This is a genomic window from Aquiflexum gelatinilyticum (assembly GCF_024741135.1).
GTDB classification, from domain to species: domain Bacteria; phylum Bacteroidota; class Bacteroidia; order Cytophagales; family Cyclobacteriaceae; genus Cognataquiflexum; species Cognataquiflexum gelatinilyticum.
In genome coordinates this window covers 258,342-284,051 of record NZ_JANSUY010000001.1, presented here as the reverse complement: position 1 = coordinate 284,051, position 25,710 = coordinate 258,342, and the positions used below count along the sequence as shown (strand labels likewise).

Sequence of the window (25,710 nt, the reverse complement as noted above, 5' to 3'; positions counted from 1 at the left end):
CAAAACAAAAAAGTCCTCCGCAGTAGCAGAGGACTTTAAGAATGGTTGAAATTACTGATTCCACCAAATCCTATCCAAAAGTGTGACAGTAGGAACATTGTTCCCATTTCTGCTGACTTCTGAATCAGGGTAAGGCAATCTCCTAATAAATTGATTGTTCAAATCCGGGTTTAAATTCTGAGGAAGAGTCATGTCCTTATATGCATAATTAAATCTCCTCGCATCATTCCAAGTCTCAGGATGAAGGAAAGTTGCTATCCATTTTTCTTTAAAAACATCATTGATGGTTAGTGCACCGACTCCCATACTTACCGAAGGGTCAGCCAAATAAGCCACAACTTGGTCATTGGGTACACTCAACATTTGCATATGTGCTCTGATACCTTCAAGATAAGCTGCATATGCTCTTGGTTTGTCCGTGGAAAATGCCGCTTCGGCTTCAATGAATTTCAATTCCGAATAGGTCATGATCAAGACAGGGCCCAATGTTGATGTATAATATTGGCCGGGAATGAGTGTAGACCTAGCCCCTTGTTCAGGAGCATTTCCCCTGCCTGCCCCATTTTCGACGCCGATATATTCTCCTGCATCTGTTGTTCCAACCATAAGCTGTAATCTTGGATCAACTGTTGGGTAAGAAGTTCCATCCAAGGCCTCAATGAATTGGGTTGAAATCCAACCTCCCAACAATAGGTTTTCATTGTTGATGGCTACTTGGGCCCAAGGGTTAAACCTTTGGTCAAAGAAATTCATTTTGGCATCGTCAAGGTTATTTGTCATCCCTGCTGCCGCTGCTGCCAAGACATTTGCAGGGTTATAACCCTGAGTACCGCTCGTATGTAGCAGGTATCGGGCTTTAAGGGAATTGGCGAATTTTACCCATTTTTCAATATTTCCTCCATAAATAAAATCATCAGTACCAATAGTTACTGTAGAAGTCAGTCCAAAATTAACAATAGCCTGGTCCAATAGTGAAAGCACTTCAGTATATAAAGCCTGGTCGTCGTCGTATGCTGGAGTGACTGTTGAGAAGTCAAAACCTTCAGAATAAGGAACCTCTCCCCACATATCCACGACCATTCCGAGGTTTAAAGCCATCAAGGTCTGACCTGCTGCAGCATAATGGGTTGCACCCAGATCTTCAGATTTTCTTACCAGATCTGTAATGTCTGACATTACTGAATAAAATGATCCCCATGTCCCGCTGTAATCCAATGGCTCCATGATATCTGATGAGGAACCAGGATTGGGTGAGGCTAAATGTTGGACATAATTACTTGAAATAGAACCTGCCCTGTAGACATTGAGCGTAGATTCAAAAGTAATATTGGTCAATAACCCCTGTATTGGAGCATCCTGTGGATTATTTGGATTTTCATTGACATCAATCCACGAATCACATGCTCCCATTAGCAGCATAAGCGCTGACATCATTAATATTTTGATTTTTGATATATTCTTCATGATCGTCTTCATTTAGAAACCAAGATTTAAAGTAAAGAATAGGCTTTGCACTCCGGGAAACCCTAGGCCGGTAAATCCAATGGCATTTCCACCGGCACCCGCACTGAAAGATTCCGGATCAAACCCGTCCCAAGGTGTATAGAGGATGATATTGTTAGCAGCCACAGATGCCCTGAGGGACTTGATAAAGGTTCCTTCCAAAATTCTTGGGGGCAAGGTATATCCCAATGTGATGTTTCTCAACTTCAGGAAACTGGCATCCTGAACAAAGTTTTCACTGACACCCCTGTAGGAGTTCCTGTAAAATCCCGCTCCATAATTTCTGTTATCGGGCCCTACACCCTGCCCTAGCCACACTTCCTGGGAATTTGCTGTACCGTCAGCAAGAAATCCTTCAAAAACTCTCGTCTCATTCCTGTTGGCAGTATATCCAGCGATTCCAAAAGCAGCCAAGAAATTGTCAAATTGGTTGTATTGCTGAACGCCTGTCCTTCCATCTATAAGCACGGATAAATCCCAGTTTTTGTAATTGAAATCATTCCTGATACCACCAATCCATTTTGGAATGGCATTTCCCAAGATCAATTGCGTACCGTTTCTAATTGGAAAACCATTTGTTCCGATAAGCAAGTCCTGGTCTCTGTTTAGCGTAGTCAATCCTTCAGGGACTCCTCCTTGGTAGTACCTCTGGTAAGAACTTCCATAGATGTCTCCATAAGGTCTTCCTTCTACCAATTTCATGGTTACCGTCGATCCAACATACCCAAACTGACTTCCTACTATGATTTCGTCAATTCCTTCCCTGATAGACTTTACGGTGTTGTTGTTATAGGAAAGGTTGAAATTGATAGTCCAAGAGAAATCATTGCGTTGGATAGGCATTGCCTTTAAGATGAATTCCACTCCTTCATTTTGGATTTCGCCTGCATTGGTCACATAAGAGGAGAAACCGGTAGTGGTCGAAACCGGAACAGGTATGATCTGGTCTTTTGTATTGTTCTTATAGTAGGCAATATCGAGCTCTATCTTATTTTTAAATAAACCGATCTGGGTACCGAATTCTATGGAGCTGGTCCTTTCTGGTTTTAGATTTGGATCTCCGAATCTTCCGTTTCGGGTAAAACCTACTTGCCCGTTTAATGGATAAATTGAAGGTGAGAGGTATGTTGCCCCCAATAAATGGGGATCTGTATCCTTACCAACCTCAGCATAGGAAGCTCTCAATTTCCCAAAAGTCATCCATGCAGGTAAATCAAATGACTCTGAAAAGAGGTAACTCAAATTGAATGAGGGATAGAAAAAGGAATTGTTTTCTGTAGGCAAAGTGGATGAAATATCATTTCTTCCTGTGATGTTCAGGAATACTGTCCCTCTGTAATCTGCTGTCACATCCCCGTAAAACCCGACCAATCTCCTGATGCTTTTGCCTTGGTCACTGAATACCTGTCTGGTATTGTTGAGGTTAAAGAACTCGGGAATAACGAAGTTTTCACCTAAGGAAGAAAGCCTGTCAAATTTCCTTTCGAAGATGTCATTGCCAAACCTCAGGGAAGTATTCCAGTTTTCATTCCATCTCTTTTGCATGGACACGATAAAGGTGGAAGTCAAGTCCCTGCTGTTGATTCTGATTTCCCTGATAAAACCTGTGGAACTCAACGGGGCTTCTCCGTCAATTCCCTTAGGTCCAGGTGTGATTTCTGTTCTGCTATCTGAATACGCGTCCATTCCCACCCGGTAGGTAAAATTGATCCAATCCGCAGGCTTGTAATTCAAAGTGACATTTCCCAAAATACGGTTAACATTGTCTTCGAAAGTACTGAACTGCGCATCATAAATCGGGTTTGTATTGCCCCCGACGCTGACCATCGTGCCATCCGGTTTGATGTAATTCCTGATATCGGTAGTTTCTGACCAATAGACCATCCTTTCCATGAATCTGTCATGGGGAACCCTGTTTCCTCCTGAGTTGATGTAGTTCAATGAACTCGAAAAGTCAAATTTATTGGAGACTTTTACCTGACCGTTGACTTTAGCGGAAGTCCTATTCCAGTCACTGAAAGGAATGACACCTTTATGGTCAAGTCTGCCAAATGAACCAAAGAAAGTTGCATTTTCATTTCCACCAGAGATATTGACATTGTTATTGATTTGGGATCCGGTCTCAAATGCCCTTCTCCAATTGTCTTGGTATTTGTGATCCGGCACTGTCTGCCTCACCTCTGAGATAGGTGCTCCCCATGCTGGCCAAAAACTGCTTGGGTCATATACCCCACTGAAGCCTTGTCCAAATTGGTCTTGAAATTCAGGATATCTGTTGATTTGTTCAAAACCAATTGAAGAAGACACATTTACACTTGTTGATCCTGCCTTTCCTTTTTTTGTTGTGATGATTACTGCACCGTTTGCCGCCCTTACGCCATAAAGTGCAGTTGCAGCAGCACCTTTGAGGACGTTGATGGATTCTACATCGTCAGGGTTTAAATCTGCCACCCTATTGGACAATCCCCTTGGGGTACCGGGTGATTCGACGGTAGAGTTGTCAATCTGAATACCATCTACAATAAAGAGCGGCTGGTTATCTGCACCTGGATTCAGGGAAGTCACACCCCTGATGATGATCCTTGCACTTTGGCCCGGAGCACCGCCAGAATTGGTTACCTGCACACCTGCAATCTGCCCTTGCATGGCATTGACCAGATTGGGCTGCTTGGTTCGCATGATATCCTCTGAACCTATTTTTTGGACGGAATAACCCAAGCCCTTTTTCTCTACTTCAATGCCAAAAGCAGTGACAACTACTTCTGACAATTGTTCAATATCTGCTTCCATCCCAAGGTCTATGACAGAACGGTTGTTGACTTCAACTGCCTGCTCCTTGAAGCCGATAAAAGAGAAAAGCAAAACATTACGGCCACTAGGTACATTAATGGAATATTTTCCATCAATGTCTGTTACCGTACCTATCGTGGTATTCTGGACCAATACCGTCACGCCAGGAAGGGGTTGTCCGTCTTCCTTTGTTGTTACTTTACCTGTTACTGAATTTTGCTGCGCAATCATGGGATGTGACAACAAAACGAACATGAAAAAAGTAACCATAAGAGTAATTCTTTTCTTCATAAAGTTTGGTTTAAAATGGTTAAATAAGTTGATTTAATTAAATGCCAATACCAGTTGCCTGGACCGAATCACTATCCGATTTAGAATATTTGGTTATTTTGAGTCTATTTATTTATTATTTTAAAAAAAGGTCCCAAAATGAGATTTTTACTCTATAAGTTTTCGTATATCTCACCTTTTGATTACTCATATTATCGATAAATTGACAAAAAGCCTATACTTTTAATTAAAAAAAATTAAATTCAAGAGATTCTTTTAACATAAAAAAAACTGCAGAAGCAAGTTTCTTTTTACCATCAATTGTCCAAAAATAATTTCGTTTTTAGCTTTACTTATCCGAAACTTAAAAATGTCCGTATTTGGACTTTGAAAAAAAACAAAAAAGCCACCCGTTTCACACAGGTGGCTTCCCTCTAAATCGGATAATTTTTTTATTTGTTGATCGTCACGGTAACGGTTTTCTCTATTTTCTTTCCGTCTTCGTAAGTAATTTCTTTGGTCACTTTAATGTCCTCAGCATCTGTATGCACATGTCCATGACCATCGCCTTCTGATATGTGTGGCGCAATAATCAATGCCACGATTGAAGTCAATTTGATCAGGATGTTCATCGAAGGGCCTGAAGTATCTTTGAAAGGATCGCCAACAGTGTCACCCGTAACTGAAGCTTTGTGGGCGTCAGAACCTTTGTATTCCATTTTTCCATTGATCATGACTCCTTTTTCGAAGGACTTCTTGGCATTGTCCCATGCACCACCGGCATTGTTTTGGAAGATACCCATCAACACGCCTGAAACAGTGATACCTGCCAACATCCCGCCCAATACTTCGGGGCCAAAGGCAAAACCAACAATGATCGGAGAAAGCAAGGCGATTGCTCCCGGAGCAACCATTTCCCTCAAAGAAGCTTTGGTAGAAATCTCCACACACTTCTCATATTCCGGCTTGGCTTTGTACTCCATAATACCGGGAATTTCCCTGAATTGTCTTCTTACCTCGTTGACCATGTCCATCGCTGCCCTTCCCACTGCCGCTATGGCCAAGGAAGAAAAGATAAACGGAATCATAGCCCCGACAAACAATCCTGACAATACATCTGCCTTGTAAATATCGATAGAATCAATTCCTGCCATACCCACGTAAGCTGCAAACAAGGCCAAAGCAGTCAATGCCGCTGAGGCAATGGCAAAACCTTTTCCTGTAGCAGCGGTAGTGTTACCTACAGCATCAAGAATGTCTGTTCTTTCTCTTACTTCTTTTGGCAAGCCGGACATCTCAGCGATACCACCTGCGTTATCGGCAATTGGTCCAAATGCATCGATAGCCAATTGCATCGCGGTGGTGGCCATCATGCCGGCAGCAGCTATAGCCACACCATAAAGACCGGCACTCAAGAAAGAACCATAAATACCTGCTGCCAATACCAAAATCGGAGCAACAGTGGATTCCATACCCAAGGAAAGACCCCCAATAATATTGGTTGCATGACCTGTGGAAGACTGCTTGATAATTGAATTCACAGGACGCTTGCCCATGGAAGTGTAATATTCAGTAATCGCACTCATCAGTGCGCCAACGATCAGACCGATAACAACTGCTCCGAAAACACCCATTTTGGTAAATGCTATGGATCCACCTCTGGATAGTACCAATTCGCCTGCAGGCAACATATAGTCAATCAAGAAATAAGAAGCACCTACTGTCAGTAGAATGGAAATCCAGTTTCCTTTGTTCAAAGCACCCTGAACACTGTCAGTGTCTTTGCTGATTTTAACAAAGAAGGTAGAAATGATAGAAAACAACAATCCCATACCGGCGATCACCAATGGCAATAAAACCGGAGCGATTCCCCCAAAATTATCATTGGAAACAATTTCTCTACCCAAAACCATGGAGGCCAAAATTGTGGCCACATAAGAACCGAAAAGGTCAGCACCCATACCTGCCACGTCACCGACGTTGTCACCAACGTTATCCGCGATGGTAGCAGGGTTTCTTACATCATCTTCAGGAATACCTGCTTCTACTTTTCCTACGAGGTCAGCGCCAACATCAGCTGCTTTGGTATAGATGCCTCCACCTACTCTTGCAAAAAGGGCAATGGATTCAGCACCCAAGGAAAATCCTGCCAATACTTCCAAGGCTGTTGCCATGGCCGCACCGTTGACATCTCCTCCGGTAGAGACTACAAACATGTTGTAGAACACGATAAAGAGCGAGCCCATACCTAAAACGGCTAGACCGGCAACACCGATACCCATCACAGAACCTCCTGTAAATGAGACATCAAGTGCTTTTTTCAAACTTGTTTTGGCAGCTTGGGTAGTCCTGACATTGGCCTTGGTGGCAATGTTCATTCCAAGGTATCCGGCAAAAGCGGAAAGCACCGCTCCGATCACAAAGGATACGGCAATGATCCAGCTGGAATTTGGAACCAATGTTCCTGACCATGCCAAAATAATACCGGCAATGACTACGAAATAGAAGAGAATTTTCCATTCTGCCTTTAAAAATGCCATGGCACCTTTGGCGATGTGACCCGCCAACTCAACCATGTTTGCATCTCCCGGGTCTTGTTTGACCACCCAGGCCGATTTGATGGCCATCACGATGAGGCCGATAATCCCCATTGCGGGGACGAGATATACAATTGCTTGTTCCATAAATTATCTTGGGTTAACCCTAAAATTTTTGATGCGACAAAGATATTATTATTCACTTATCTAGCAACCAATTGAAAAAAAATGGTGGAAGAGGTTGTGATGGTTGTGATTGTTGTAGTTGTTCTAATTGTTGTCTGCTGCGCGTTGTCAGGTTGTCGGGTTGGGATGCGTCACCCTAAAGTACGAAGGGTCTATTGGTTGTAATTGTTGTAGTGGTTGTAATTGTTGTAGTGGTTGTAATTGTTGTCTGCTTCGCGTTGTCAGGTTGTCGAGTTGGGAACCGTAACCCTGAGGCACGAAGGGTCTATTGGTTGTAATTGTTGTAGTGGTTGTAATTGTTGTCTGCTTCGCGTTGTCAAGTTGTCGGTTGTCGGGTTGGGATTCGTCATTCTGAGTGCAGCGAAGAATCTCTAGGTTCTAATGGTTGTAGTGGTTGTAATTGTTGTATTTGTTGTAATTGTTGTCTGCTTCGCGTTGTCGGGTTGTCAAGGTTGTCGGGTTGTCGGGTTGGGAACCGTAACCCTGAGGCACGAAGGGTCTATTGGTTGTAATTGTTGTAGTGGTTGTACTTGTTGTCTACTTCGCGTTGTCGGGTTGTCGGGTTGTCAGGTGGGGAACCGTCACCCTGAGGCACGATGGGTCTCTTGGTTGTAAGTGTTGTAGTGGTTGTAATTGTTGTAATTGTTGTCTGCGTCGCGTTGGCGGGTTGTCAAGGTTGTCGGGTTGTCGGGTTGGGAACCGTAACCCTGAGGCACGAAGGGTCTATTGGTTGTAATTGTTGTAGTGGTTGTAATTGTTGTCTACTTCGCGTTGTCGGGTTGTCGGGTTGTCAGGTGGGGAACCGTCACCCTGAGGCACGATGGGTCTCTTGGTTGTAATTGTTGTAGTGGTTGTAATTGTTGTAGTGGTTGTAATTGTTGTAGTGGTTGTAATTGTTGTAATTGTTGTCTGCTTCGCGTTGTCGGGTTGTCAAGGTTGTCAAGTTGTAGGGATCGCAACTTGGTACTTGGTACTTTGTACTTGGTTCAAAGATTGGTTCTAATTGATGTAGTGGTTGTAATTGTTGTAGTGGTTGTCTGCTGCGCGTTGTCAAGTTGTCGGGTTGGGATGCGTCACCCTGAGGCACGAAGGGTCTATTGGTTGTAATTGTTGTAGTGGTTGTAATTGTTGTAATTGTTGTCTGCTGCGCGTTGTCGGGTTGTCGGGTTGGGATGCGTCATCCTGAGGCACGAAGGGTCTATTGGTTGTAATTGTTGTAGTGGTTGTAATTGTTGTATTTGTTGTCTACTTCGCGTTGTCGGGTTGTCAAGGTTGTCGGGTTAAGGTCCGGCATTCTTAATTACTCATTTACCATTCAGAATTTATTCACCAACTCCCCCATCACCCAATTGGTCCTTGCAGCTGTGCGGCCGGTGCTTGGGCAAGTTCCTGTTCCCAATAAGTCCTCGACAATGGATTTGATCAAAGGCTGTTGGATGTGTTTGGGCAGGTCGACATGGTAATGGATAGGATCCTCCTGATCTGATTCCAGGGTAAACTCCCCTTTGCCAAAGGTCTCAAAACGGATCAGCCCCTTACTGCCATAGATGGTAATCTCATCGATCTCCGCTGTCCTGGAGGTAGTAAAACACCAATTTCCTGATCCCAAGACACCGTTTTCAAAGACAAAACTTCCGGTCACAATATCTTCCGCATGGTATGCTTTGGCTTGGTTGGATGAAAAACCGCTTGCCTTGGTCACCGGACCAAAAAAGAAATCCAGCAAATCCAACTGATGGGAAGCCAAATCAAAGAAGTATCCCCCACCGGCAATTTCAGGATTTATGCGCCAGTTGTTTTCCAGGTGTACGACCACTTCGGGTTTGAGGACCTGCTTCAGGTTGATGTGGACAGTTCGGATGTCTCCGATGGCGCCGGAATCCATCAATTCTTTAATTTTCAAAAAATGGGGCAATGCCCTTCTGTAATAGGCCACATACAGCGGAACTCCGGCTTCCTCACAGACGGCGATCATTTCCCTGCATTCGGCATAGGTCCTTGCCATGGGTTTTTCGACATAGACAGGTTTGCCGGCAGCAGCCACCAACCTTGTGAGAGGCAGGTGCATGTGTGGCGGGGTAGCGATGTAGACGGCATTGACTTCCGGGTCATGGACCAATTCCTCAGCGGATGTATACCACTTTGGGACATCATGGCGGAGTGCATAGTCTTTGACCTTGGCTTCATCGCGGCGCATGACGGCTACCAATTTGCTATGTGGGATGTGTTTCATAGCAGGTGCGGACTTGACTTCGCAGACATTGCCGACTCCCAACACCCCCCAACGGACTTCCTGGTCTTGGATCTTTTTCATAGTGTTAAAAGTAGGGAAAAAGTGGGAAGGCTGGAAGTTTGGAAGGTGGGAAGTCAGGAGGATAGGAAGTGGGAGGTTTGGAAGTTGGGAGGTACCAAGTACTAAGTACTATGTACCAAGAGTTAAGGAATGACCGAAATCAAGAAACAGGATAAGCCTATCCTTGTCATTTCGAACGCAGAGAGAAATCTAAGAAAATGAGTCTCGCAAAGACGCCGAGACGCAAAGAAAGGCAGGTAAACAGAAGTGTTTTTAGACCTCTCCTACGTCGAGGTCACAAGGCAAGATTTTATACATTCTCGGGAGGGAAGTTGGGAGGTTGGGAGGTTAGGAGGTTTGGAAGTACCAAGTACCAAGTATGAAGTAAGAAGCAATGGTGAGCGGTGGTATCAGTTAACCAAATAACCATTTAACCTTTAACCAATAATTAAAAAAAGACCGTTAAATTGAAATACTGACCAAACGCAACAACATGCTCCGATCTGATAAACTCAACAAAAACCCAAAACTTTACATTTTTCTTCCTCTCTATTACAGCCTTTGGGCGGATAGCGAACTCACCACAACTGAAGCGGAAGGCATGCAGCAATTGATCGAAAAACAGCTTTGGTTGTCAGCAGAGGAAAAAAAATGGTTGCAATCCCACCTCGAGCCTTCAAAACCACCAAAGCCCAAGGAACTGAAATCCTGGAAAGCCATCATCCAAAAGCTGGAACTCGAAGGCCTGACCGACCTGTATGAAATCGGGAAATCTTTGGCCCAACAGCATGCCGGTGATACCGAAATATCATTTGAGGAAAGTCTGAAGGAGGATTTCCAGCAAACTGAACTCTCCCTTGGGCTTTTGAGCAAAGAAGCCAAATACAACTTCAAGTCTGGTCATGAGACCATCTCCACGGAATACAAAAAGGAAAGCAACTTTGACATCAAAAAGATGGCTGCTTTGCTTGATGGCAATCAGGCTGAACTGATCCAAAAGGTAAAGCAGGTAATTTCCCAACCTTCATTTGCGTACCGGGAATATGATTCCCTGACTGAGCAAAGGGAACAAGTCTTGACTTGGTGTCAGGAGCTCAGCAAACACGGTTTTGGAGCCTGGGCATTTCCCGACTATGCCGGAGGCAAAAACGACATGGAAGGTTACTTCACCATCATGGAAACGCTCAGCTACCATGACCTCAGCATGGTAATCAAGTTTGGGGTGCAGTTTGGGCTTTGGGGCATGAGTGTTTACTTTTTGGGAACAGGAAAACACCACCGCAACTACCTCAAAGACATCGGAAGTCTGAAGCTTCCCGGTTGCTTTGCCATGACCGAAACAGGTCACGGTTCCAATGTCCGTGGCTTGGAAACCACCGCCACCTACGATCACAAAAACAAAACCTTTACCATCCATACGCCAAATCCGGATGCGAGAAAGGAGTATATCGGCAACGCAGCCCTGCACGGACAAATGGCAACTGTCTTTGCAAAGCTGATCATAGATGGAGAAGATTATGGGGTCAATGCTTTTATTGTACCACTCAGGACTACAGATGGCAAGATGATTCCGGGTGTCCGGATAGAAGACTGTGGCAGAAAGATGGGACTCAACGGGGTTGACAACGGCGTTATTTATTTTGACCAAGTAGTCATCCCAAAAGAAAACATGCTCGACAAATACGCTTCGGTCAGTGAAGAAGGTGAATTTGAAAGTTCCATCAGTTCGGACAACCGGAGGTTTTTTACCATGTTGGGAACCCTTGTCGGTGGCCGGATCGGGATCCCGAGATCGGCCATCTCCGCCACCAAAACAGGGCTGACTATCGCCATCCGGCATGGAGAAAACAGGAAACAGTTTGGGCCGGAAGGAGGGGAAGAAATCCCGATCCTCAACTACCGCATGCACCAAAGGAGACTGATGCCGCCCTTGGCAGAAGCCTATGCCATCCATTTCGCTTTGAAATACCTTACCCAAAAGTTCCTCGACCGGACCGAAGCAGAAGCCATGGAAATCGAAGCTTTGGCGGCAGGCCTGAAATCCTATGCTACTTGGTTTGCCACGGCCACTTTGCAGGAATGTAGGGAAGCATGTGGCGGCAAAGGGTATCTCTCCGAAAACCGGATCGATGCCCTGAAAAACGACACCGATGTCTATACCACCTTCGAGGGCGACAACACCGTCCTGATGCAGTTGGTCGCCAAAAACAGGCTGACGGAATTCAGGAGGGAATTTGGGGACATGAACATCTCCACCATTTTCAATTTTGTGGTCAGCCAAGCCCGCACTTCTTTCACAGAGAAAAACCCCATTATCGTCCGGAGTACCGCAACCGAACACCTCTTGGATTTTGAATTCCATCTCAACGCCTTCCGGTATCGGGAAAATTCCATCCTCAGCAGTGCTGCCCAAAGGCTCAAACGGCACATCGAGCAGGGCATGGATTCCTTTGATGCCTTCAATGTCGCACAGCACCACCTCGTCAATGTAGCACAGGCCTATATCGAAAGGATTGTTTTGGAGCAGTTCCAAAAGCAGGTGAATGAAACCGAGGACGAAAGCTGCCAAATGGCCATAGCCCAACTCTGCCAACTTTATGCCCTCCACACCATCGAGAAAAACAGCGCTTGGTACCTCGAGCAGGGCTATATGGAAGGCGTCAAATCCAAAGCCATCCGCAAGGAAGTCAATCAACTTTGTTGGGAAGTGAGGAAAAATGCCTTGGCTTTGACAGATGCTTTTGGGATACCGGAAAGCTGCATAAGTGCTCCTATTGCAGTAAAATCAATTTAAAAGAAACGAGAGACGAGAGACGAGAAGCGAGAAACGAGAGACGAGAAGCGAGAGGCGAGAAACGAGAGACGAGAAGCGAGAGAAAAAGTTAATGCTGAATTCTGAATTCATAATTATAAATTGCTGGAGCCGTCATTCTGAACCGGAGCTTGCGGAGGTGAAGAATCTCTTTGTTGGGAAAAAGAAGCGAGAAACGAGAGGCGAGAAGCGAGAGAAAAAGTTAATGCTGAATTCTGAATTCATAATTATAAATTGCTGGAGCCGTCATTCTGAACCGGAGCTTGCGGAGGTGAAGAATCTCTTTGTTGGGAAAAAGAAGCGAGAAACGAGAGGCGAGAAGCGAGAGAAAAAGTTAATGCTGAATTCTGAATTCATAATTATAAATTGCTGGAGCCGTCATTCTGAACCGGAGCTTGCGGAGGTGAAGAATCTCTTTGTTGGGAAAAAGAAGCGAGAAACGAGAGGCGAGAAGCGAGAGAAAAAGTTAATGCTGAATTCTGAATTCATAATTATGAATTGCTGGAGCCGTCATCCTGAAGGAGGTACGACTGAAGGATCTCATTTACTTTACGTGAGACACTTCGCTTTACTCAGGTTGACGTGCGGCCCAAGAGTAGCTCAAGGGTAAGGCAGACACGGAGTATCCTTAGCTATGACACGGAGTATCCCTAGGACAGACACGGAGTATCAGTAGGAGAAAGTATACTAGGGGTAAGGAGAAGTCTAGGGGAAAGGCAGGAGAACCATTAGGGAAAACGGGTTAGATTTAGCCGATACATCACAGCTACCTGCCATTCTTTCAATCAAAAATATGAAATCCAAACCCGGCCTATTATTTCTAATACTTACAATTCTACTTTTTGTAATTGGGATTTTTACGACCGACAGGAGCATCGACATCCAGATTTATGACACCTATTATGTGATTGGCTATTTTCCGATTTTGATGATTTTATGGTTCATTTTGGTTATATCCATTGTTGTTTATTCAGATTTAAAGAAAAAATCTAAATCAATAAGCTGAAGAATGAATTGGATATTTAACTAAAAAATACTATGTTTAAATAATTGGAATATAACTTTACTATTGTTGACATACAATCGTTAGCAGTAATTGGACTGGCTCCGTGGATAGGTCGATAAACCAAAAAAAGATATGAAATATTTATTCTTCATTATTTTATTTGCCTCCTTGACGGGTTGCCATTTCGACAAACAAGAAACAACATCGGCAGATTTAACTCTTTATTTCGACTCTGACATAAAAGTAGACAGCATTCTATTAACTAATATTACTCAAGACAGGGAGTTCCATACATTCAAATATTCCGATAATATTAATGTAAACTTAAATGACAGTATCAATGACCTATATGCTATTAATTTCTTTGTCGGAAATGACCATAGAATGGTTCAGGTTTGGTTAAATGGTGAGAACTTAATAATAAAAGGTAAAGTCTTTGATAAAATAAAAATACAAGTCGATACGGTTATTGGTTCAGACTTATATTACAAATCGCTTGATTTTCGACAAAAATATGAGGACTTATTGACTGATAAGCCTGATTCAACTTTTATAAATAATTTTTTAATTGCCGAATTAAAAAAGGAAATCAATAGTCCGTTTTCTATTGAAATCGCTCAAAACTTCATGATTAGAAATATCAGTAATGCAAATGAACTGAAAAAGCTATTTACAGTCCTATCAATCCAAAATGATTTGATCAAAAATCATTTACTTAATCCATATCGAAAACTTGAGAATATTTTATCGGTTACCGAGATTGACTTTTCAAAATATAAATTTTTTGACAAAGACAATACACTTACATCTATAAGTCTTTCTGAAAACAAGAGATATCTAATCGATTTTTGGTTTATTGGGTGCGCACCATGTATCCAAGACCATAAATCAATAATAAAAAAGCTTAACTCATTAAATGACAAAAATGTAGAGATAATAGGCATATCGATAGACAGGGATCAGGAGCAGTGGAAAGGCTTTTTAAATGAAAAGCAGTATCCATGGAAGAATTATAGAGAAGTAGATGAACATGAAAACAGAATGCGGACTAAAATGATGATAGATGTTTATCCTACTTACCTAATATTGGACAGCAAAGGATTCATCCTATATAGATCAAATGGGTTTTCGGATATAGAAAAGTATTTGGGCATCTAGAAGTCGAGACTTGTAGACAAAAAACTTAAGAAAGGGAACAGCTTGATGACTTAAAAATAACCCGACTGAAATTCAGAAACGACTTGATAACTATGAAGAACGAAATCTAACAATACCCCTCTGGATGTAGATAGGATTAACCTCTAGATGTAGATTGCCTGCCCTGCATTCTGGCTTCTCGCTAAATAACTTCCTCAAAGCTACTCTTTACGCTCGCCCCTACCTTTTTATTTAGTAGATTCCGTACAGCTGTCGGGATGAAATTCAATTTGCCATGAATTACCTTTCGTTTGGGTGTTTGGTTGAAAAATCCAATTGCATCCCGATTACTACCGTGGATGGAAAAGATAAAAGGGTGGAATTACATGCCGATAGGTATCGGCATGTAATTCCACTCAGTTCACTTTCAATCGCTAAACTACACCTAGTTGGGTCTTAGAAATATGATGGTGGTCTGAAACCAAATACAAAAAATTTTCTAGTTTCAAAGGGATTGTAAAAGAAGTGACCTAAAAAACAGCATTGACTTTATTCATATTCTGAAGTTAATTCAAATGGTACAGTCGACACGAAAAATTGACACACATTTAACTTAGAAAACATACCCAAATATTTAACAAGAATTTTTTACTTTGCCACCAAAATATATTTAACACCCATATGGCTTCAGGATTTTTTGCAATTTTAGACGACATCGCTGCTTTGATGGATGACGTGGCTGTCACCGCTAAAATCGCTACAAAAAAAACAGCAGGAATACTTGGCGATGATTTGGCCGTTAATGCCGAAAAATCAACGGGCTTTGTTTCCAACAGAGAAATTCCTGTTTTGTGGGCTATTACAAAAGGTTCATTTATTAACAAGTTAATTATTGTTCCGGTAACAATATTGCTGAATGTATTTTTACCTTCTGCCATCATAGTAATACTCATCATAGGAGGTTTTTATCTTGCTTTTGAAGGTGTAGAAAAAATTGCAGAATACTTTTTTCATAAAAAAAAGCCGGAAAAGAAACTGACAGTTGAGGTCCTTAAACAAGACCCTGAATTGGAAAAAGTGAAGATAAAATCAGCCATAACCACCGACTTTATTCTTTCTGTAGAAATTGTGATCATTGCTTTAAGTACGGTTTTAGACAAAAGTCTAAGTGTACAGATTTTAACCTTATCGGTTGTTTCCATCTTAGCTACTGTTGGTGTTTATGGCATAGTAGCACTCATTGTCAGAATGGATGATTTTGGATATAGCCTGATAAAAGGATCCAATAATAAAGGTCTATTCAATGCAGTAGGCTTGCTTTTGGTAAAATCCCTACCGATCGTTATCAGGATATTAGCTGTGGTAGGAACCATAGCATTATTACTTGTGTCGGGTGGAATATTTGCGCATAATATTGAATTTTTACACCACATTTTACCCAATTGGCCAACCATGCTAAAAGAATTTGTACTTGGCATAGTGGGTGGGATAATTGCTTTGGTTTCAATAGCAATTGTTAAAAAAATTATTTCGCTGTTTAAAAAATAGGTGTTCAAAAGCCCAAATTTCAACACTTGAAAACAGCTTGACAGCTGCAAGATTTGAAGCAATATTAAAAGAATTCAAAGCACTTAGCGAAAAGGGTAAATCCCACCCAGACCACCATCAATCGCTAAACTATACCTAGGTGGCAATTGGTAGATGGAACTTGCAAGTCCTCTTTGCCATTTCACCCAAATTTTCCTAATTTTCTATCTTACTCAAAACACAAAATCCTCATGTTAAAAAAGATTCTTATCGGTGTAGGCATATTGGCTTTGTTGCTGGCCGTTGCATTTATTTATCTGAACAACCGTAACCGATCCATGAGCCCGCCCGACACCGCGCATCTTGATGTCAATGGACTTCATGTGGAAATCAGCTATAGCCGTCCTTCGGTTAGAGGCCGTGTAATTTTTGGATCGGAAGATGAGGGTGCCCTCCAGCCGTATGGAGCCTATTGGCGATTGGGAGCAAATGAGGCTACCACCATCACCCTCAACCAAGATGTGACTTTCAACGGCATGCCATTGAAAGCAGGAAGTTACAGCCTGTATGCCATCCCCGGCCCGGATTCATTTCAGATCGGTGTCAACACAGAAACCGGACAATGGGGAGCTTGGGAGCCTGATTTTAGCAAAAACGTATTCGTCACCGAAGTGCCCGTAACCCGACCTGTGGTGCCTGTGGAGCAGTTTACCACACGGATTGAAGAAGGGTCCGGAGGCGCTGTTGTTTATTTCGAATGGAGCAATGTCCAACTCATGATACCGGTTGTCCCTAACTAAGGGAAGTAAAGAGAGAAAGATTTTAATACAAGACCTGTCTGCTTCCTCTAAATCAGACAGGTCTTTTTTTTTGTGATGCGGGAAAAAAAATTAAGAATTATAAATTAATAATGGTGAAAGAAATGCTGAGTCAATTATCTCCGTGTGAAAAAATTTGCAGGAATGCCTATTTACTTTGCAGCATTGCTGAAACCTAAATCTTTTTCATAAATTCATTCTGCACTTTGAAAATCCGATATTGGGAATTTCAATTCTGGTCCAGTATTCTAGACAAACCTATTCTCCATACAACCATACCTATTGCTTTGATGATGCGGCTTTTAGTAAGATTGAATTTGGTGTTTGCTTTTTTTGTTTTTAGCGGGTGTGAAAAAGAGGACCTGATCTCGGTATCTGTTTCAAAAGATAAAATTGAATTTACAGAAGCAGGCGGTACTACGGATTTTTCCATCACTACCAATGCGGATTCATGGGAAATAACATCAAACCTGCCATGGATACAGCTAAGTAAAAGTACCGGTACGCATGGAACCTCTACCATTGAAGTCACCGCTTTGACCAATCCGGACAATGTCATCAGAACAGGAAATCTGACCCTGAGAGCGGGAAATGCAGCGCCTAAAGAAATCAAAATAAGCCAGAAAGGGCAACTCTATCCAAGTTACAACAGCTCCCCTATCCCACCAGATGCGAGCGGGATGCCGAGTACCGCTATTGAATTGGCTGCCAAAATAAAGTTGGGTTGGAATATCGGTAATTCATTGGAAGCCAGCGGAAGCGAAACAGCCTGGGGCAATCCACTCATTACACCGGAACTGATCCGATTGGTCAAACAAAACGGCTTCAACGCTATCCGGATCCCCTGCTCTTGGAACCAATATTTGGAAAACAGTGCCACTGTCAAAATTAAACCTGAATGGCTGGATCGGGTTAAACAAGTGGTTCAATACAGTATTGACGAAGGTATGTATGTCGTTCTGAATATCCATTGGGATGGAGGCTGGCTGGAAAACAATGTCACTCCCGCCAAGCAGGCTGAAAACAATGCCAAACAAAAAGCCTTTTGGGAACAGATAGCTACGCATTTACGGGATTTTGATGAGCACCTGATGTTTGCAGGGACCAATGAACCCAATGTCGATAACGCCACAGAAATGGAAGTGCTCGACTCTTACCTTCAGACTTTTGTGGATGCTGTTCGATCTACCGGAGGCAGGAACAGCTATCGGGTACTAGTTGTGCAGGGACCCTCCACCGATATCGAAAAAACAAATGCCCTGATGACTTCTTTGCCAGTGGACAAAATACCAAACAGGATGATGGCAGAAGTCCACTTTTATACCCCATATCAATTCACTTTGATGGAAACTGATGCTGATTGGGGTAATATGTTTTACTACTGGGGTAAGGATTTTCATTCCCTGACAGACCCTACACGCAATGCAACCTGGGGCGAAGAAGCTATCGTTGACAGCATGATGCGGTTGATGAAAACCAAGTTCGTGGACAAGGGAATCCCTGTGATACTAGGCGAATATGCAGTCGGCAGAAGGCTTAACCTGACTGGGGCAGACCTAGAACTCCACTTGGCTTCTAGGGCATTTTACCTCAAATACGTCACCCAGCAAGCCATCGCAAACGGAATCATTCCATTCTATTGGGATGCAGGAGGAACCGGCAACAATGGTTCAGGACTTTTTGACCGGAGGACCAATACCGTTTTTGACCGACAGGCGCTCAATGCTTTGATCGAGGGTGCTAAAGATTAATAATTTATAAAGATTGGTGGAAGGTAAATACATCAATGGATCCTGTCCGGATTTCTTAGATAGAACTTTGGTCTATTTCGTCAAGGTAATCTTTTTGACATCCTTTTGGCTTTCACTTTTTCCCTGAAGGTCTAAGCCTTTCAATGTCCCCAAGAATTCTTCGAGATATTGGTTGAATTCCTTTGGTTGCTCCAAATTGGAAACATGGCCTGCTTTATCGATCACCTTTAGGATAGAGTCCTTAATGCTTTTATGCATCTTTTCAGATTCGCTAAGTGGGGTGACTGCATCTTCCCGACCGCAGATGATCAATGTTGGAACTTTCACCGATGCCAATGTGCCGCAGGTTTCTGTGCGACCGGCAAGTGCCAATAAGCCTTGGCGGATAATTTGGGGGGAATTTGCATAAACCACTTTACTCAAATTTTCTACTAGATCCTTTTTGCTTTTTAAAGAATCTTTGTGAAATACATTTTGGATAAATTTTTCATTGAACTTTTCCACTCCTTCAGCCTCAATATCAAGAATGGTATTCAGCCGTTTTTCTTTGACTTCTGGGGTATCAGCAATGCATTGGGTATCTCATAGAATCAATGCCTCAAATCTCTCAGGAAATCTTTGGTGGGCATTCAAAGTGATAAACCCTCCCATAGAAAGGCCACAGACTACTGCTTTTTCAATGTATAAAGCGTCCATCAAGGCGATCAGATCATCTGCGAACATTTCTATGCTCAACTCTGATTCCTCATCAACCGACTGCCCAAATCCACGGATATCAACCGCAATCACCCTATAGGAAGATTTCAAAAATTCAAGTTGCTCGGCCCACATTGTCTTGTCAAATGGAAAGCCATGCAAGAAGATGACCGGAATGATACCTTCTCCCATTTCATCATAGGACATATGGAAATTGCTTACAGAGATGGTCAAATCGGATCCTATTTTTTCGTTTTTCATTTTTTTTTATTCAGCGCGTATTGTCTTTATTTTAGTGAATTGAATCTGTTTTGGGAAAAAATGTGAATGAAACCCATCAGTAATCTTCCTATTGCAAAGCTAAATTTTGTAGGAATGAGATATGTTACACAACTTTTTATGAGCCTTGTACAATTCTCACCTTTGAAAAGGATATCCAATTGTCAGTCTTTTGTGAAAGGAATTTGGGAAGAGGTTGAAACAAAAAAATAAGCGGTATTTTTAAAACAATATTTCCACAAATCCATGTTTCTGAAAAAACGCCTCTACTTAACCACTATTATCACTTTTGCCATTTGGTCATTGTTACTTTGGAATCATTTTCACGGCGGCGTTCCAAGCCACCATATTTTGGCAAGGGAAGATTTGCCCGAAATCTCCAATTGGTGGGGTGGTATTTTGCTTCCGCTTTTGACTTTGTTTTTGTCCTATCGGGTAGAAAAAAGGTTAGAAAAGTCTTTGGGCGTAAGTGCTGTCAAGACCAAAATCCCAGAAAGTGTCATTATCGGTTTTGTTGCTGCATTGCTCTACGGGATCACTTTGGCTACATTTTTCAGTTTTGGCAATGAAGAGGTACCCGGTTATTTGTTGATAGGGATTTTTGGAATTTCCCTTTTTTATCCCACCTATCGGGCGGAGTGTCTGCTTGGGTTTGTGATTGGGATGACATATACCTTTGGTGCTATTCTACCGACAGGCATCGGAACCATTTTGGCTTTGATAGGTGCCGTGATTTATTTGGGTATTAGGCCTGCAATTTTGTTTTTCGTTCATAAAGTCAGAAAATTAGCCATAGGAAAGTAAATGAATCCACCCAATCCTGATAAAAGCTTTAATTTGGATTTAAGACCCTATTGGTCACGATTTTTCAGTTTTGACTGGAAGTTTAGGTTTGTAATTGTAAATCTTATCTAGAAATCCCCAATGAACCCCGAACTCCAAGATTTTTACCATAAAAAACCTGAACCAGTGAAGGGTTGTCTGCTCGCCTTGCGGGATATTGTCCTTGCCCAGGATGATCTGGTGACAGAAACAGTAAAGTATGGTATGCCTTGCTTTTGCTACAAGAAAAAGATGTTTTGCTACCTTTGGACTGAAAAGAAATCAGGAGAACCCTACCTCTTGATGGTGGAAGGAAGACACCTGCAGCATCCTGGTCTGGAGAAAGGTAACCGAAGCAGGATGAAGATATTTAGGATTGATCCCGATTTGGATATTCCTGTCGACGAAGTGAAGGGACTACTTAATGAGGCTTTGGATCTCTACCGAACCGGAAAGATCAAAGTTTGACGGAATTAATGTAGCTGTAAGGAGGTGTTTTTATTGTCCTGCTTCCGCTCCAAAAAATAGTTTAATGACAAAACAACATATCAAGCAAACACTCAGAATTTTATTTATCCTCGCAAGCATTGGCTCCCTTTACTTCGTGCCATGGGTTCTTGTAAAAGCTTGGATTTTACCTCTCCCTGATACGATACAGGGACAAATGGATGAGGCCATTGGCTATGGATTTGATGGAATGATTGTCTATGTAGACCAAAAGGGAAAACAACCGGAGCTTTATGCTGCCGGCTGGCATGACCGAAAAAAGAAAATACCTGCTTACCCCCAGGCATTGTTCCAAATAGCCAGTATCACCAAATTGTATGTAGCGGTCGCTACCGCAAAACTAGTTAAAGAAGGGCGCTTGTCTTTAGATAAAACACTCGCTGGATACTTTCCGGAATTGGCTGAAAGAATTGAATATTCAGACAAAATAACCTTGAGGATGATGCTCCAACACCGAAGTGGCATTCCCAATTTTGTAGACCATCCTGATTATTGGACAAATCCGCCAAAAAACCGACAAGAAACACTTGGTTACGGACTGGATTTACCTGCTGACTTCAAACCGGATGAAGATTACGGTTATTCAAATACCAATTATATGTTGATTGAGAACCTCATGGATACATTGTTAGGTTATCCGCATCAGCAATATATAAAGGAGCAAATATTGATACCTCTTGGGCTGAAAAATACTTTCGGATCACTCAGTGAAGTAAATATAAAGGATGTAATGAGCGGCTATTATTTTGGCATTGATAAAGATTTTAAGAATGAGGATACAGGCTTAATGCTGGCAACGGCAGAGGACGTGGGGATATTCTTGAGAGCATTGAACGATGGGTCGGTGTTTAAGGAAGGAGAAAAGGAAATCTATTCCTCTATCTATGTGTATGAACATACCGGTTTACTTCCCGGCTATCAGAGTATTGCCAAGTACCATAAAGACATTGATGCAGTTGTCATTCAGTTTAATAATACCAGCAACTTCGATGGATATGACTGGAGTTTGGCAGAAATCATTTATGGCCGAATCATCAAGATCTTAAAAAAGTAAGCCGCATCAAGATGATTTTCAAACAGGCTTTGGACTTTTGAAGGCTAGGTAAAAAATGTATGGGAGGATTGTAAACTTCCTCCAGAAGCATTGGAAGACATCTTTATGCAAAAAGGCAAGTGAAATGGGATTTTGAAAAATAAACTTTTTGGAGGAGGTCAGACCGCTTCTATGCTTATTTAGCCGTAATTTGCAGGAATAAATCAAACCGCCAAGCTAGTAATGACAGGCCATACCATAGAAGAACCTGCAAGATTGGGAAACCTCCTGTTACAGGCCGGGATCGCATTGATCAAATCAGGTGCCGGAAGCAGCCGGGTCATTACCAACCTTTCCAGGTTTGCAAATGCCTATGGCTATGAAGCCAACGTAGACCTTGGCACCCGAAACATTTCGATATCCCTTCACCAGGAAAACCGGGGGAATATCTTTTCAGGATCAAAGAGCATCGCTACCTTACCCGGCGCCAACTTTAAGGTTGTAACTGTTATCAGCCAATTGAGTTGGGATGTGGTGGAAAAAAAAATCAGCCTGGAGGAATCGGAAAAAATCATTAACCAAGTTTTTGACATCCCTACCTACAAAAGGCCTGTCATTTTACTATTTACTGGAATTGCGGGATCAGCCTTCTGCTTTACATTTGGAGGAAATCCACTGGAAATGGCCATTACATTTTTGGCAACCGTCATCGGTCTTTTCTTTAAGCAGGAAATGGTCGTCAAGAAATACAATCCCCTTATGATCACCTATGGCAGTGCTGTGGTGGCTGCTGCAGTCATTGGGATCTGTTGGAAAATTGGGGTAGAAAACGACCTGGATCATGCCTTTGCCACCAGTATTTTATTTTTAATTCCCGGAGTACTTCTGATCAATTCTATCATTGACCTGATCGATGGCCATATCATCAACGGTGTGGATCGCGGTATCAATGCCATGTTGCATGCTTTTTCCATTGCTGCCGGACTGGCGACAGTACTCTATATTTTTAAAGTATTATGATGACTGACTGGATGGATATCATATTCAAGGCCTTTTGGTGCGGATGTGCTGCCGTGGGATTTGCCATTTTGTTCAACAGCCCCGCACGGGCATTATTTGCTATTTTTCTATGTGGGTCTTTGGCAGGATTTTTAAAGTTTGCCGTTCTTCTCCCTCATGTCGGCGGGGGAATTATCATGGCTTCAGCGGCAGGTGCTGCTGCGGTGGGCTTTGCGAGTATTCCTGTATCCCATTGGAGGCATGTGCCGCCAATTGTGATCAGTATTCCTTCGGTCATCCCGCTTATTCCGGGATCATTTGCCTATCAGACCATCTTGGGTTTGATTTCTTTTGTCAGCCATAACGAAATGGAAGTCCTGACCAAAACTGCCCATGACGGGGTAATGACCTTTTTTATTATCCTCGCGCTTTCTTTGGGGGTAACTCTGCCCATGTTGCTTTTTAGGATTGAGAGTGTGAAAAAGGTGAATTATTTTGTGCCATTTTTGGGTAATAGGAAAAAGTGATATTTTGTTATTCCTAGAAGCAAAAGATAAAAACCCAAACTCTGATATTGTTTCAATTTATCTTTTCAAAAAACCCTATTTTGGTATTTATGAAACGATTCCTGATTGTATTCTTTGCCCTGCTGATTTTAAAATCAGGAGAAACCGCCGAATGCAGAACCCAATCTGATTCTGTTTACACCCTTCCTTTCCATATCGATGCCGGTCTTCTCGTATTCAAAGGCCAAATGAACGGCGTGGACACAGATTTTGCATTCGATACCGGTGCGAGTATGGGCTTGGCAAACTCCCTTGCCGAACCGGCCGAAAGGCTGCAGGTCAAAGGCAAAAAAATCAAAATGCGGGATTCCAACAAGCAGGTGGCCAAAGTCCCGACAGGACTGACAAAAGAAATCAGGATCGGCGGAGTCAGCTTTCCCAAAGTACGGAGTCTTGTCAATGACATGGCATACCTCTACTGCATGGATTATTACCTGCTCGGCTCTGACATCATTTCACAGCTCAATTGGGAGATTGATTTTGAAAACATGGTGATCCGTTTTTCGAAAAATCCTTTCCCAGTCGAAAATGGATGGACAGACATTCCGGTTTATTTTTTCAATAAGAGGCCTTATGTTACGGTGAAGTTTGCCGGGGAGGAATTTGAAAACATCCTCATCGATACAGGATATACGCATTTTTTCAGTTTTCCGGCCAACAACCCTTCCATTCAGGATTTCCTGTCACTGAAGGACAGCCTCGGCCTCAGTAATCCCGATATCAGCAGTTCTATGGGGGCATTGAGTATCCAAACAGACAGCACAAGAACGATCTTGGTGGACAGTCTCCAAATCGGCGAAAACTATTTTGAAAAAATCCCGATAAGTTTTGAGCCTATTACCGGGGCGAAACTCGGCATTGGTTTTTTCAAAACTTTGGGCAGCAGCCTGGTCATCAACAATTCCGAATCGAAATACCTCCTCCGCATGCGGAAAGCGGTGAAGTTCAAAGATCCGATCCAAGTCGGGGTGCATTACCTAGAGGGAAAACTCGTCGTCATGAGCAAATCCATCGGGGCAGTCCCTGAAGACATTATGCTCAGCATCGGAGAAGAAATCCTTTCTGTGAACGGCCGCAGGGCGGAAGATTTTGAGGATTCCTGTGATTTTATGAGGTGGTCATTTACCAACAAACCCAAATCCATGACCATCACCAAATTGGATGGCACTTCTTTGGTTTTTGAACCGATAAGGTTGAAATAGGAAAGAACCCTAATTTCTATAAAGCTGCTTTCTCAACTTGCCAACAACTTGCTGGCGATTGGAATACTTACAAAAGAATTCTCAAGCTTGTGACTCGCTATTGAACAGCCCTTATCTGGGGTTTAATATAAAGCCTCACAGATAAAAAAGGTCCGTTTTCTAAGCTTAAATCGATATCATCACTTCCAATTATATCGAAATCATAGGTTCGTCTTGCAGCAATTCCCCCAAAAAGTTCGATGAATAAAGGTCCGACGATTCGATACTGGAATTCAGGTCCCAATCTTACCCGTGAGAATCGAAGCAAGTCCACTTCAGATCCATTGAATGTTTCATTGTTGAGATTATACTGACTCCCATTTACGTCAAACTTTAACCCATAAGAGAATCGATTGGTATAATTCCACATCGTTTTCACAAAGAAAGGTAAGTTAATGTCCAATTTCATTTTATCTCCCACTCTAGTCATACCTAAGGAAGGTAAAATCAAAGGTCTACCAAACCTTGACGTACTGATTACGCCTAAGCTATAAGAAAACTTTTCAGTCTTTTGAGTTTTAAATAAGACTCCACCTTGCATCAAAAAATTATTTCCGGAAAAGCTTCCTGGTTCGTCAGTTGTGGAAATAGCTGGAAAAGCACTAACAATCAATTGTTTATTTTCAGATACACTGAAAACACCCGCCATGCGCAAACCAAGAAAAAACAGGTCATCATTTGATTGACGATCGGCGCTTTCCGGAACTACCAATCGATAGGTGGCTCCGGCCAGGAGGAACCATTTTTCTTTCCGTATCGCAGGTAACAGAAACGAAACTTGGTATTCTGAAATAATGGCCTCAATACTATCAATTTTGCTAAGGGATGTTTTAGGATATCTTGCGTATTCCACTTCTAGCAATTCAAATTCCTGACTCCAGCAATTACCAGCAATAGCCAACAGTAAGATCGTCCCAAATATTTTATTCATTGAAAT

Annotated in this window: 21 protein-coding genes; 13 read left to right on the top strand and 8 right to left on the bottom strand. The window is 42.5% G+C overall.

All coding sequences use genetic code 11. The annotated features are described in order from the left end of the window. Positions 1-51: 51 nt before the first annotated feature. The 5 genes from NU887_RS01185 to NU887_RS01165 all read right to left on the bottom strand — a co-directional run bounded on the left by NU887_RS01185 (position 52) and on the right by NU887_RS01165 (position 9,600). Positions 52-1,464, bottom strand: a complete 1,413-nt coding sequence (locus tag NU887_RS01185) for a SusD/RagB family nutrient-binding outer membrane lipoprotein (protein ID WP_258421521.1) — start codon at positions 1,462-1,464, stop codon at positions 52-54. Between the two features lie 12 nt (positions 1,465-1,476). Beyond that, positions 1,477-4,584 (bottom strand): SusC/RagA family TonB-linked outer membrane protein, encoded by a 3,108-nt coding sequence (locus tag NU887_RS01180; protein ID WP_258421520.1) that lies wholly within the window; start codon positions 4,582-4,584, stop codon positions 1,477-1,479. A 431-nt stretch (positions 4,585-5,015) separates the two neighbouring features. Beyond that, positions 5,016-7,247 carry a sodium-translocating pyrophosphatase gene (locus tag NU887_RS01175; protein ID WP_258421519.1) on the bottom strand — a complete coding sequence of 744 codons (2,232 nt, stop codon included), beginning with the start codon at positions 7,245-7,247 and terminating at the stop codon, positions 5,016-5,018. 844 nt (positions 7,248-8,091) lie between these two features. Continuing rightward, a complete protein-coding gene (locus NU887_RS01170) occupies positions 8,092-8,220 on the bottom strand; it encodes a hypothetical protein (RefSeq protein ID WP_258421518.1) in 129 nt (42 codons plus the stop codon). Between the two features lie 381 nt (positions 8,221-8,601). Then, complete coding sequence (locus tag NU887_RS01165) at positions 8,602-9,600, bottom strand: Gfo/Idh/MocA family protein (RefSeq protein ID WP_258421517.1); 999 nt, start codon at positions 9,598-9,600, stop codon at positions 8,602-8,604. Positions 9,601-9,797: 197 nt separating this feature from the next. On the opposite strand from NU887_RS01165, the gene NU887_RS01160 reads away from it, so the two are divergent. From NU887_RS01160 to NU887_RS01130, 7 genes are all read left to right on the top strand, one after another. Further along, positions 9,798-9,962, top strand: coding sequence for a hypothetical protein (locus NU887_RS01160; protein ID WP_258421516.1), 165 nt, complete (start codon positions 9,798-9,800; stop codon positions 9,960-9,962). A 110-nt stretch (positions 9,963-10,072) separates the two neighbouring features. After that, positions 10,073-12,373, top strand: a complete 2,301-nt coding sequence (locus tag NU887_RS01155; protein WP_258421515.1) for an acyl-CoA dehydrogenase family protein — start codon at positions 10,073-10,075, stop codon at positions 12,371-12,373. Positions 12,374-12,464: 91 nt separating this feature from the next. Beyond that, a complete protein-coding gene (locus tag NU887_RS01150; protein ID WP_258421514.1) occupies positions 12,465-13,001 on the top strand; it encodes a hypothetical protein in 537 nt (178 codons plus the stop codon). A 528-nt stretch (positions 13,002-13,529) separates the two neighbouring features. Then, positions 13,530-14,555: a TlpA family protein disulfide reductase gene (locus NU887_RS01145; protein WP_258421513.1), complete on the top strand. Its 1,026-nt coding sequence runs from the start codon at positions 13,530-13,532 to the stop codon at positions 14,553-14,555. Between the two features lie 660 nt (positions 14,556-15,215). After that, positions 15,216-16,082, top strand: coding sequence for a DUF808 domain-containing protein (locus tag NU887_RS01140; RefSeq protein ID WP_258421512.1), 867 nt, complete (start codon positions 15,216-15,218; stop codon positions 16,080-16,082). 230 nt (positions 16,083-16,312) lie between these two features. Beyond that, entirely contained in the window at positions 16,313-16,861 is a 549-nt protein-coding gene (locus tag NU887_RS01135; RefSeq protein WP_113925449.1) for a DUF2911 domain-containing protein, read from the top strand. A 308-nt stretch (positions 16,862-17,169) separates the two neighbouring features. Next, positions 17,170-18,630, top strand: a complete 1,461-nt coding sequence (locus tag NU887_RS01130; protein WP_258421511.1) for a cellulase family glycosylhydrolase — start codon at positions 17,170-17,172, stop codon at positions 18,628-18,630. Positions 18,631-18,702: 72 nt separating this feature from the next. Here the strand turns inward: NU887_RS01130 and NU887_RS01125 are convergent, their stop codons facing one another. After that, positions 18,703-19,134: an alpha/beta fold hydrolase gene (locus NU887_RS01125; protein WP_338080952.1), complete on the bottom strand. Its 432-nt coding sequence runs from the start codon at positions 19,132-19,134 to the stop codon at positions 18,703-18,705. Positions 19,135-19,212: 78 nt separating this feature from the next. Then, the gene (locus NU887_RS01120) at positions 19,213-19,587 is read right to left on the bottom strand and encodes an alpha/beta fold hydrolase (RefSeq protein WP_258421510.1); all 375 of its coding nucleotides are present in this window, start codon (positions 19,585-19,587) and stop codon (positions 19,213-19,215) included. A 264-nt stretch (positions 19,588-19,851) separates the two neighbouring features. On the opposite strand from NU887_RS01120, the gene NU887_RS01115 reads away from it, so the two are divergent. The 6 genes from NU887_RS01115 to NU887_RS01090 all read left to right on the top strand — a co-directional run bounded on the left by NU887_RS01115 (position 19,852) and on the right by NU887_RS01090 (position 24,734). Then, positions 19,852-20,409, top strand: coding sequence for a hypothetical protein (locus NU887_RS01115; RefSeq protein ID WP_258421509.1), 558 nt, complete (start codon positions 19,852-19,854; stop codon positions 20,407-20,409). 120 nt (positions 20,410-20,529) lie between these two features. Continuing rightward, complete coding sequence (locus NU887_RS01110) at positions 20,530-20,895, top strand: DUF1801 domain-containing protein (protein WP_258421508.1); 366 nt, start codon at positions 20,530-20,532, stop codon at positions 20,893-20,895. A 64-nt stretch (positions 20,896-20,959) separates the two neighbouring features. Next, positions 20,960-21,988 (top strand): serine hydrolase domain-containing protein, encoded by a 1,029-nt coding sequence (locus tag NU887_RS01105; RefSeq protein ID WP_258421507.1) that lies wholly within the window; start codon positions 20,960-20,962, stop codon positions 21,986-21,988. 222 nt (positions 21,989-22,210) lie between these two features. Continuing rightward, positions 22,211-22,987, top strand: coding sequence for a threonine/serine exporter family protein (locus NU887_RS01100; protein WP_258421506.1), 777 nt, complete (start codon positions 22,211-22,213; stop codon positions 22,985-22,987). After that, positions 22,984-23,493: a threonine/serine exporter family protein gene (locus tag NU887_RS01095; protein ID WP_258421505.1), complete on the top strand. Its 510-nt coding sequence runs from the start codon at positions 22,984-22,986 to the stop codon at positions 23,491-23,493. The genes NU887_RS01100 and NU887_RS01095 overlap by 4 nt, the downstream gene beginning before the upstream one ends. Positions 23,494-23,582: 89 nt before the next feature. Then, a complete protein-coding gene (locus NU887_RS01090; RefSeq protein WP_258421504.1) occupies positions 23,583-24,734 on the top strand; it encodes an aspartyl protease family protein in 1,152 nt (383 codons plus the stop codon). A 97-nt stretch (positions 24,735-24,831) separates the two neighbouring features. On the opposite strand, the gene NU887_RS01085 is transcribed toward NU887_RS01090, so the two are convergent. Then, complete coding sequence (locus tag NU887_RS01085) at positions 24,832-25,704, bottom strand: DUF6268 family outer membrane beta-barrel protein (RefSeq protein ID WP_258421503.1); 873 nt, start codon at positions 25,702-25,704, stop codon at positions 24,832-24,834. Between the last annotated feature and the right edge of the window lie 6 nt (positions 25,705-25,710).

Bases quoted from the DNA above. Each gene is read 5' to 3' on its own strand.
- NU887_RS01090 (WP_258421504.1), top strand. From the start codon at position 23,583: ATGAAACGATTCCTGATTGTATTCTTTGCCCTGCTGATTTTAAAATCA.
- NU887_RS01100 (WP_258421506.1), top strand. From the start codon at position 22,211: ATGACAGGCCATACCATAGAAGAACCTGCAAGATTGGGAAACCTCCTG.
- NU887_RS01140 (WP_258421512.1), top strand. From the start codon at position 15,216: ATGGCTTCAGGATTTTTTGCAATTTTAGACGACATCGCTGCTTTGATG.
- NU887_RS01185 (WP_258421521.1), bottom strand. From the start codon at position 1,464: ATGAAGAATATATCAAAAATCAAAATATTAATGATGTCAGCGCTTATG.
- NU887_RS01150 (WP_258421514.1), top strand. From the start codon at position 12,465: ATGCTGAATTCTGAATTCATAATTATAAATTGCTGGAGCCGTCATTCT.
- NU887_RS01155 (WP_258421515.1), top strand. From the start codon at position 10,073: ATGCTCCGATCTGATAAACTCAACAAAAACCCAAAACTTTACATTTTT.
- NU887_RS01095 (WP_258421505.1), top strand. From the start codon at position 22,984: ATGATGACTGACTGGATGGATATCATATTCAAGGCCTTTTGGTGCGGA.
- NU887_RS01135 (WP_113925449.1), top strand. From the start codon at position 16,313: ATGTTAAAAAAGATTCTTATCGGTGTAGGCATATTGGCTTTGTTGCTG.
- NU887_RS01180 (WP_258421520.1), bottom strand. From the start codon at position 4,584: ATGAAGAAAAGAATTACTCTTATGGTTACTTTTTTCATGTTCGTTTTG.
- NU887_RS01175 (WP_258421519.1), bottom strand. From the start codon at position 7,247: ATGGAACAAGCAATTGTATATCTCGTCCCCGCAATGGGGATTATCGGC.
- NU887_RS01145 (WP_258421513.1), top strand. From the start codon at position 13,530: ATGAAATATTTATTCTTCATTATTTTATTTGCCTCCTTGACGGGTTGC.
- NU887_RS01110 (WP_258421508.1), top strand. From the start codon at position 20,530: ATGAACCCCGAACTCCAAGATTTTTACCATAAAAAACCTGAACCAGTG.
- NU887_RS01120 (WP_258421510.1), bottom strand. From the start codon at position 19,587: ATGAAAAACGAAAAAATAGGATCCGATTTGACCATCTCTGTAAGCAAT.
- NU887_RS01105 (WP_258421507.1), top strand. From the start codon at position 20,960: ATGACAAAACAACATATCAAGCAAACACTCAGAATTTTATTTATCCTC.
- NU887_RS01165 (WP_258421517.1), bottom strand. From the start codon at position 9,600: ATGAAAAAGATCCAAGACCAGGAAGTCCGTTGGGGGGTGTTGGGAGTC.
- NU887_RS01115 (WP_258421509.1), top strand. From the start codon at position 19,852: ATGTTTCTGAAAAAACGCCTCTACTTAACCACTATTATCACTTTTGCC.
- NU887_RS01130 (WP_258421511.1), top strand. From the start codon at position 17,170: ATGATGCGGCTTTTAGTAAGATTGAATTTGGTGTTTGCTTTTTTTGTT.
- NU887_RS01160 (WP_258421516.1), top strand. From the start codon at position 9,798: ATGAGTCTCGCAAAGACGCCGAGACGCAAAGAAAGGCAGGTAAACAGA.
- NU887_RS01085 (WP_258421503.1), bottom strand. From the start codon at position 25,704: ATGAATAAAATATTTGGGACGATCTTACTGTTGGCTATTGCTGGTAAT.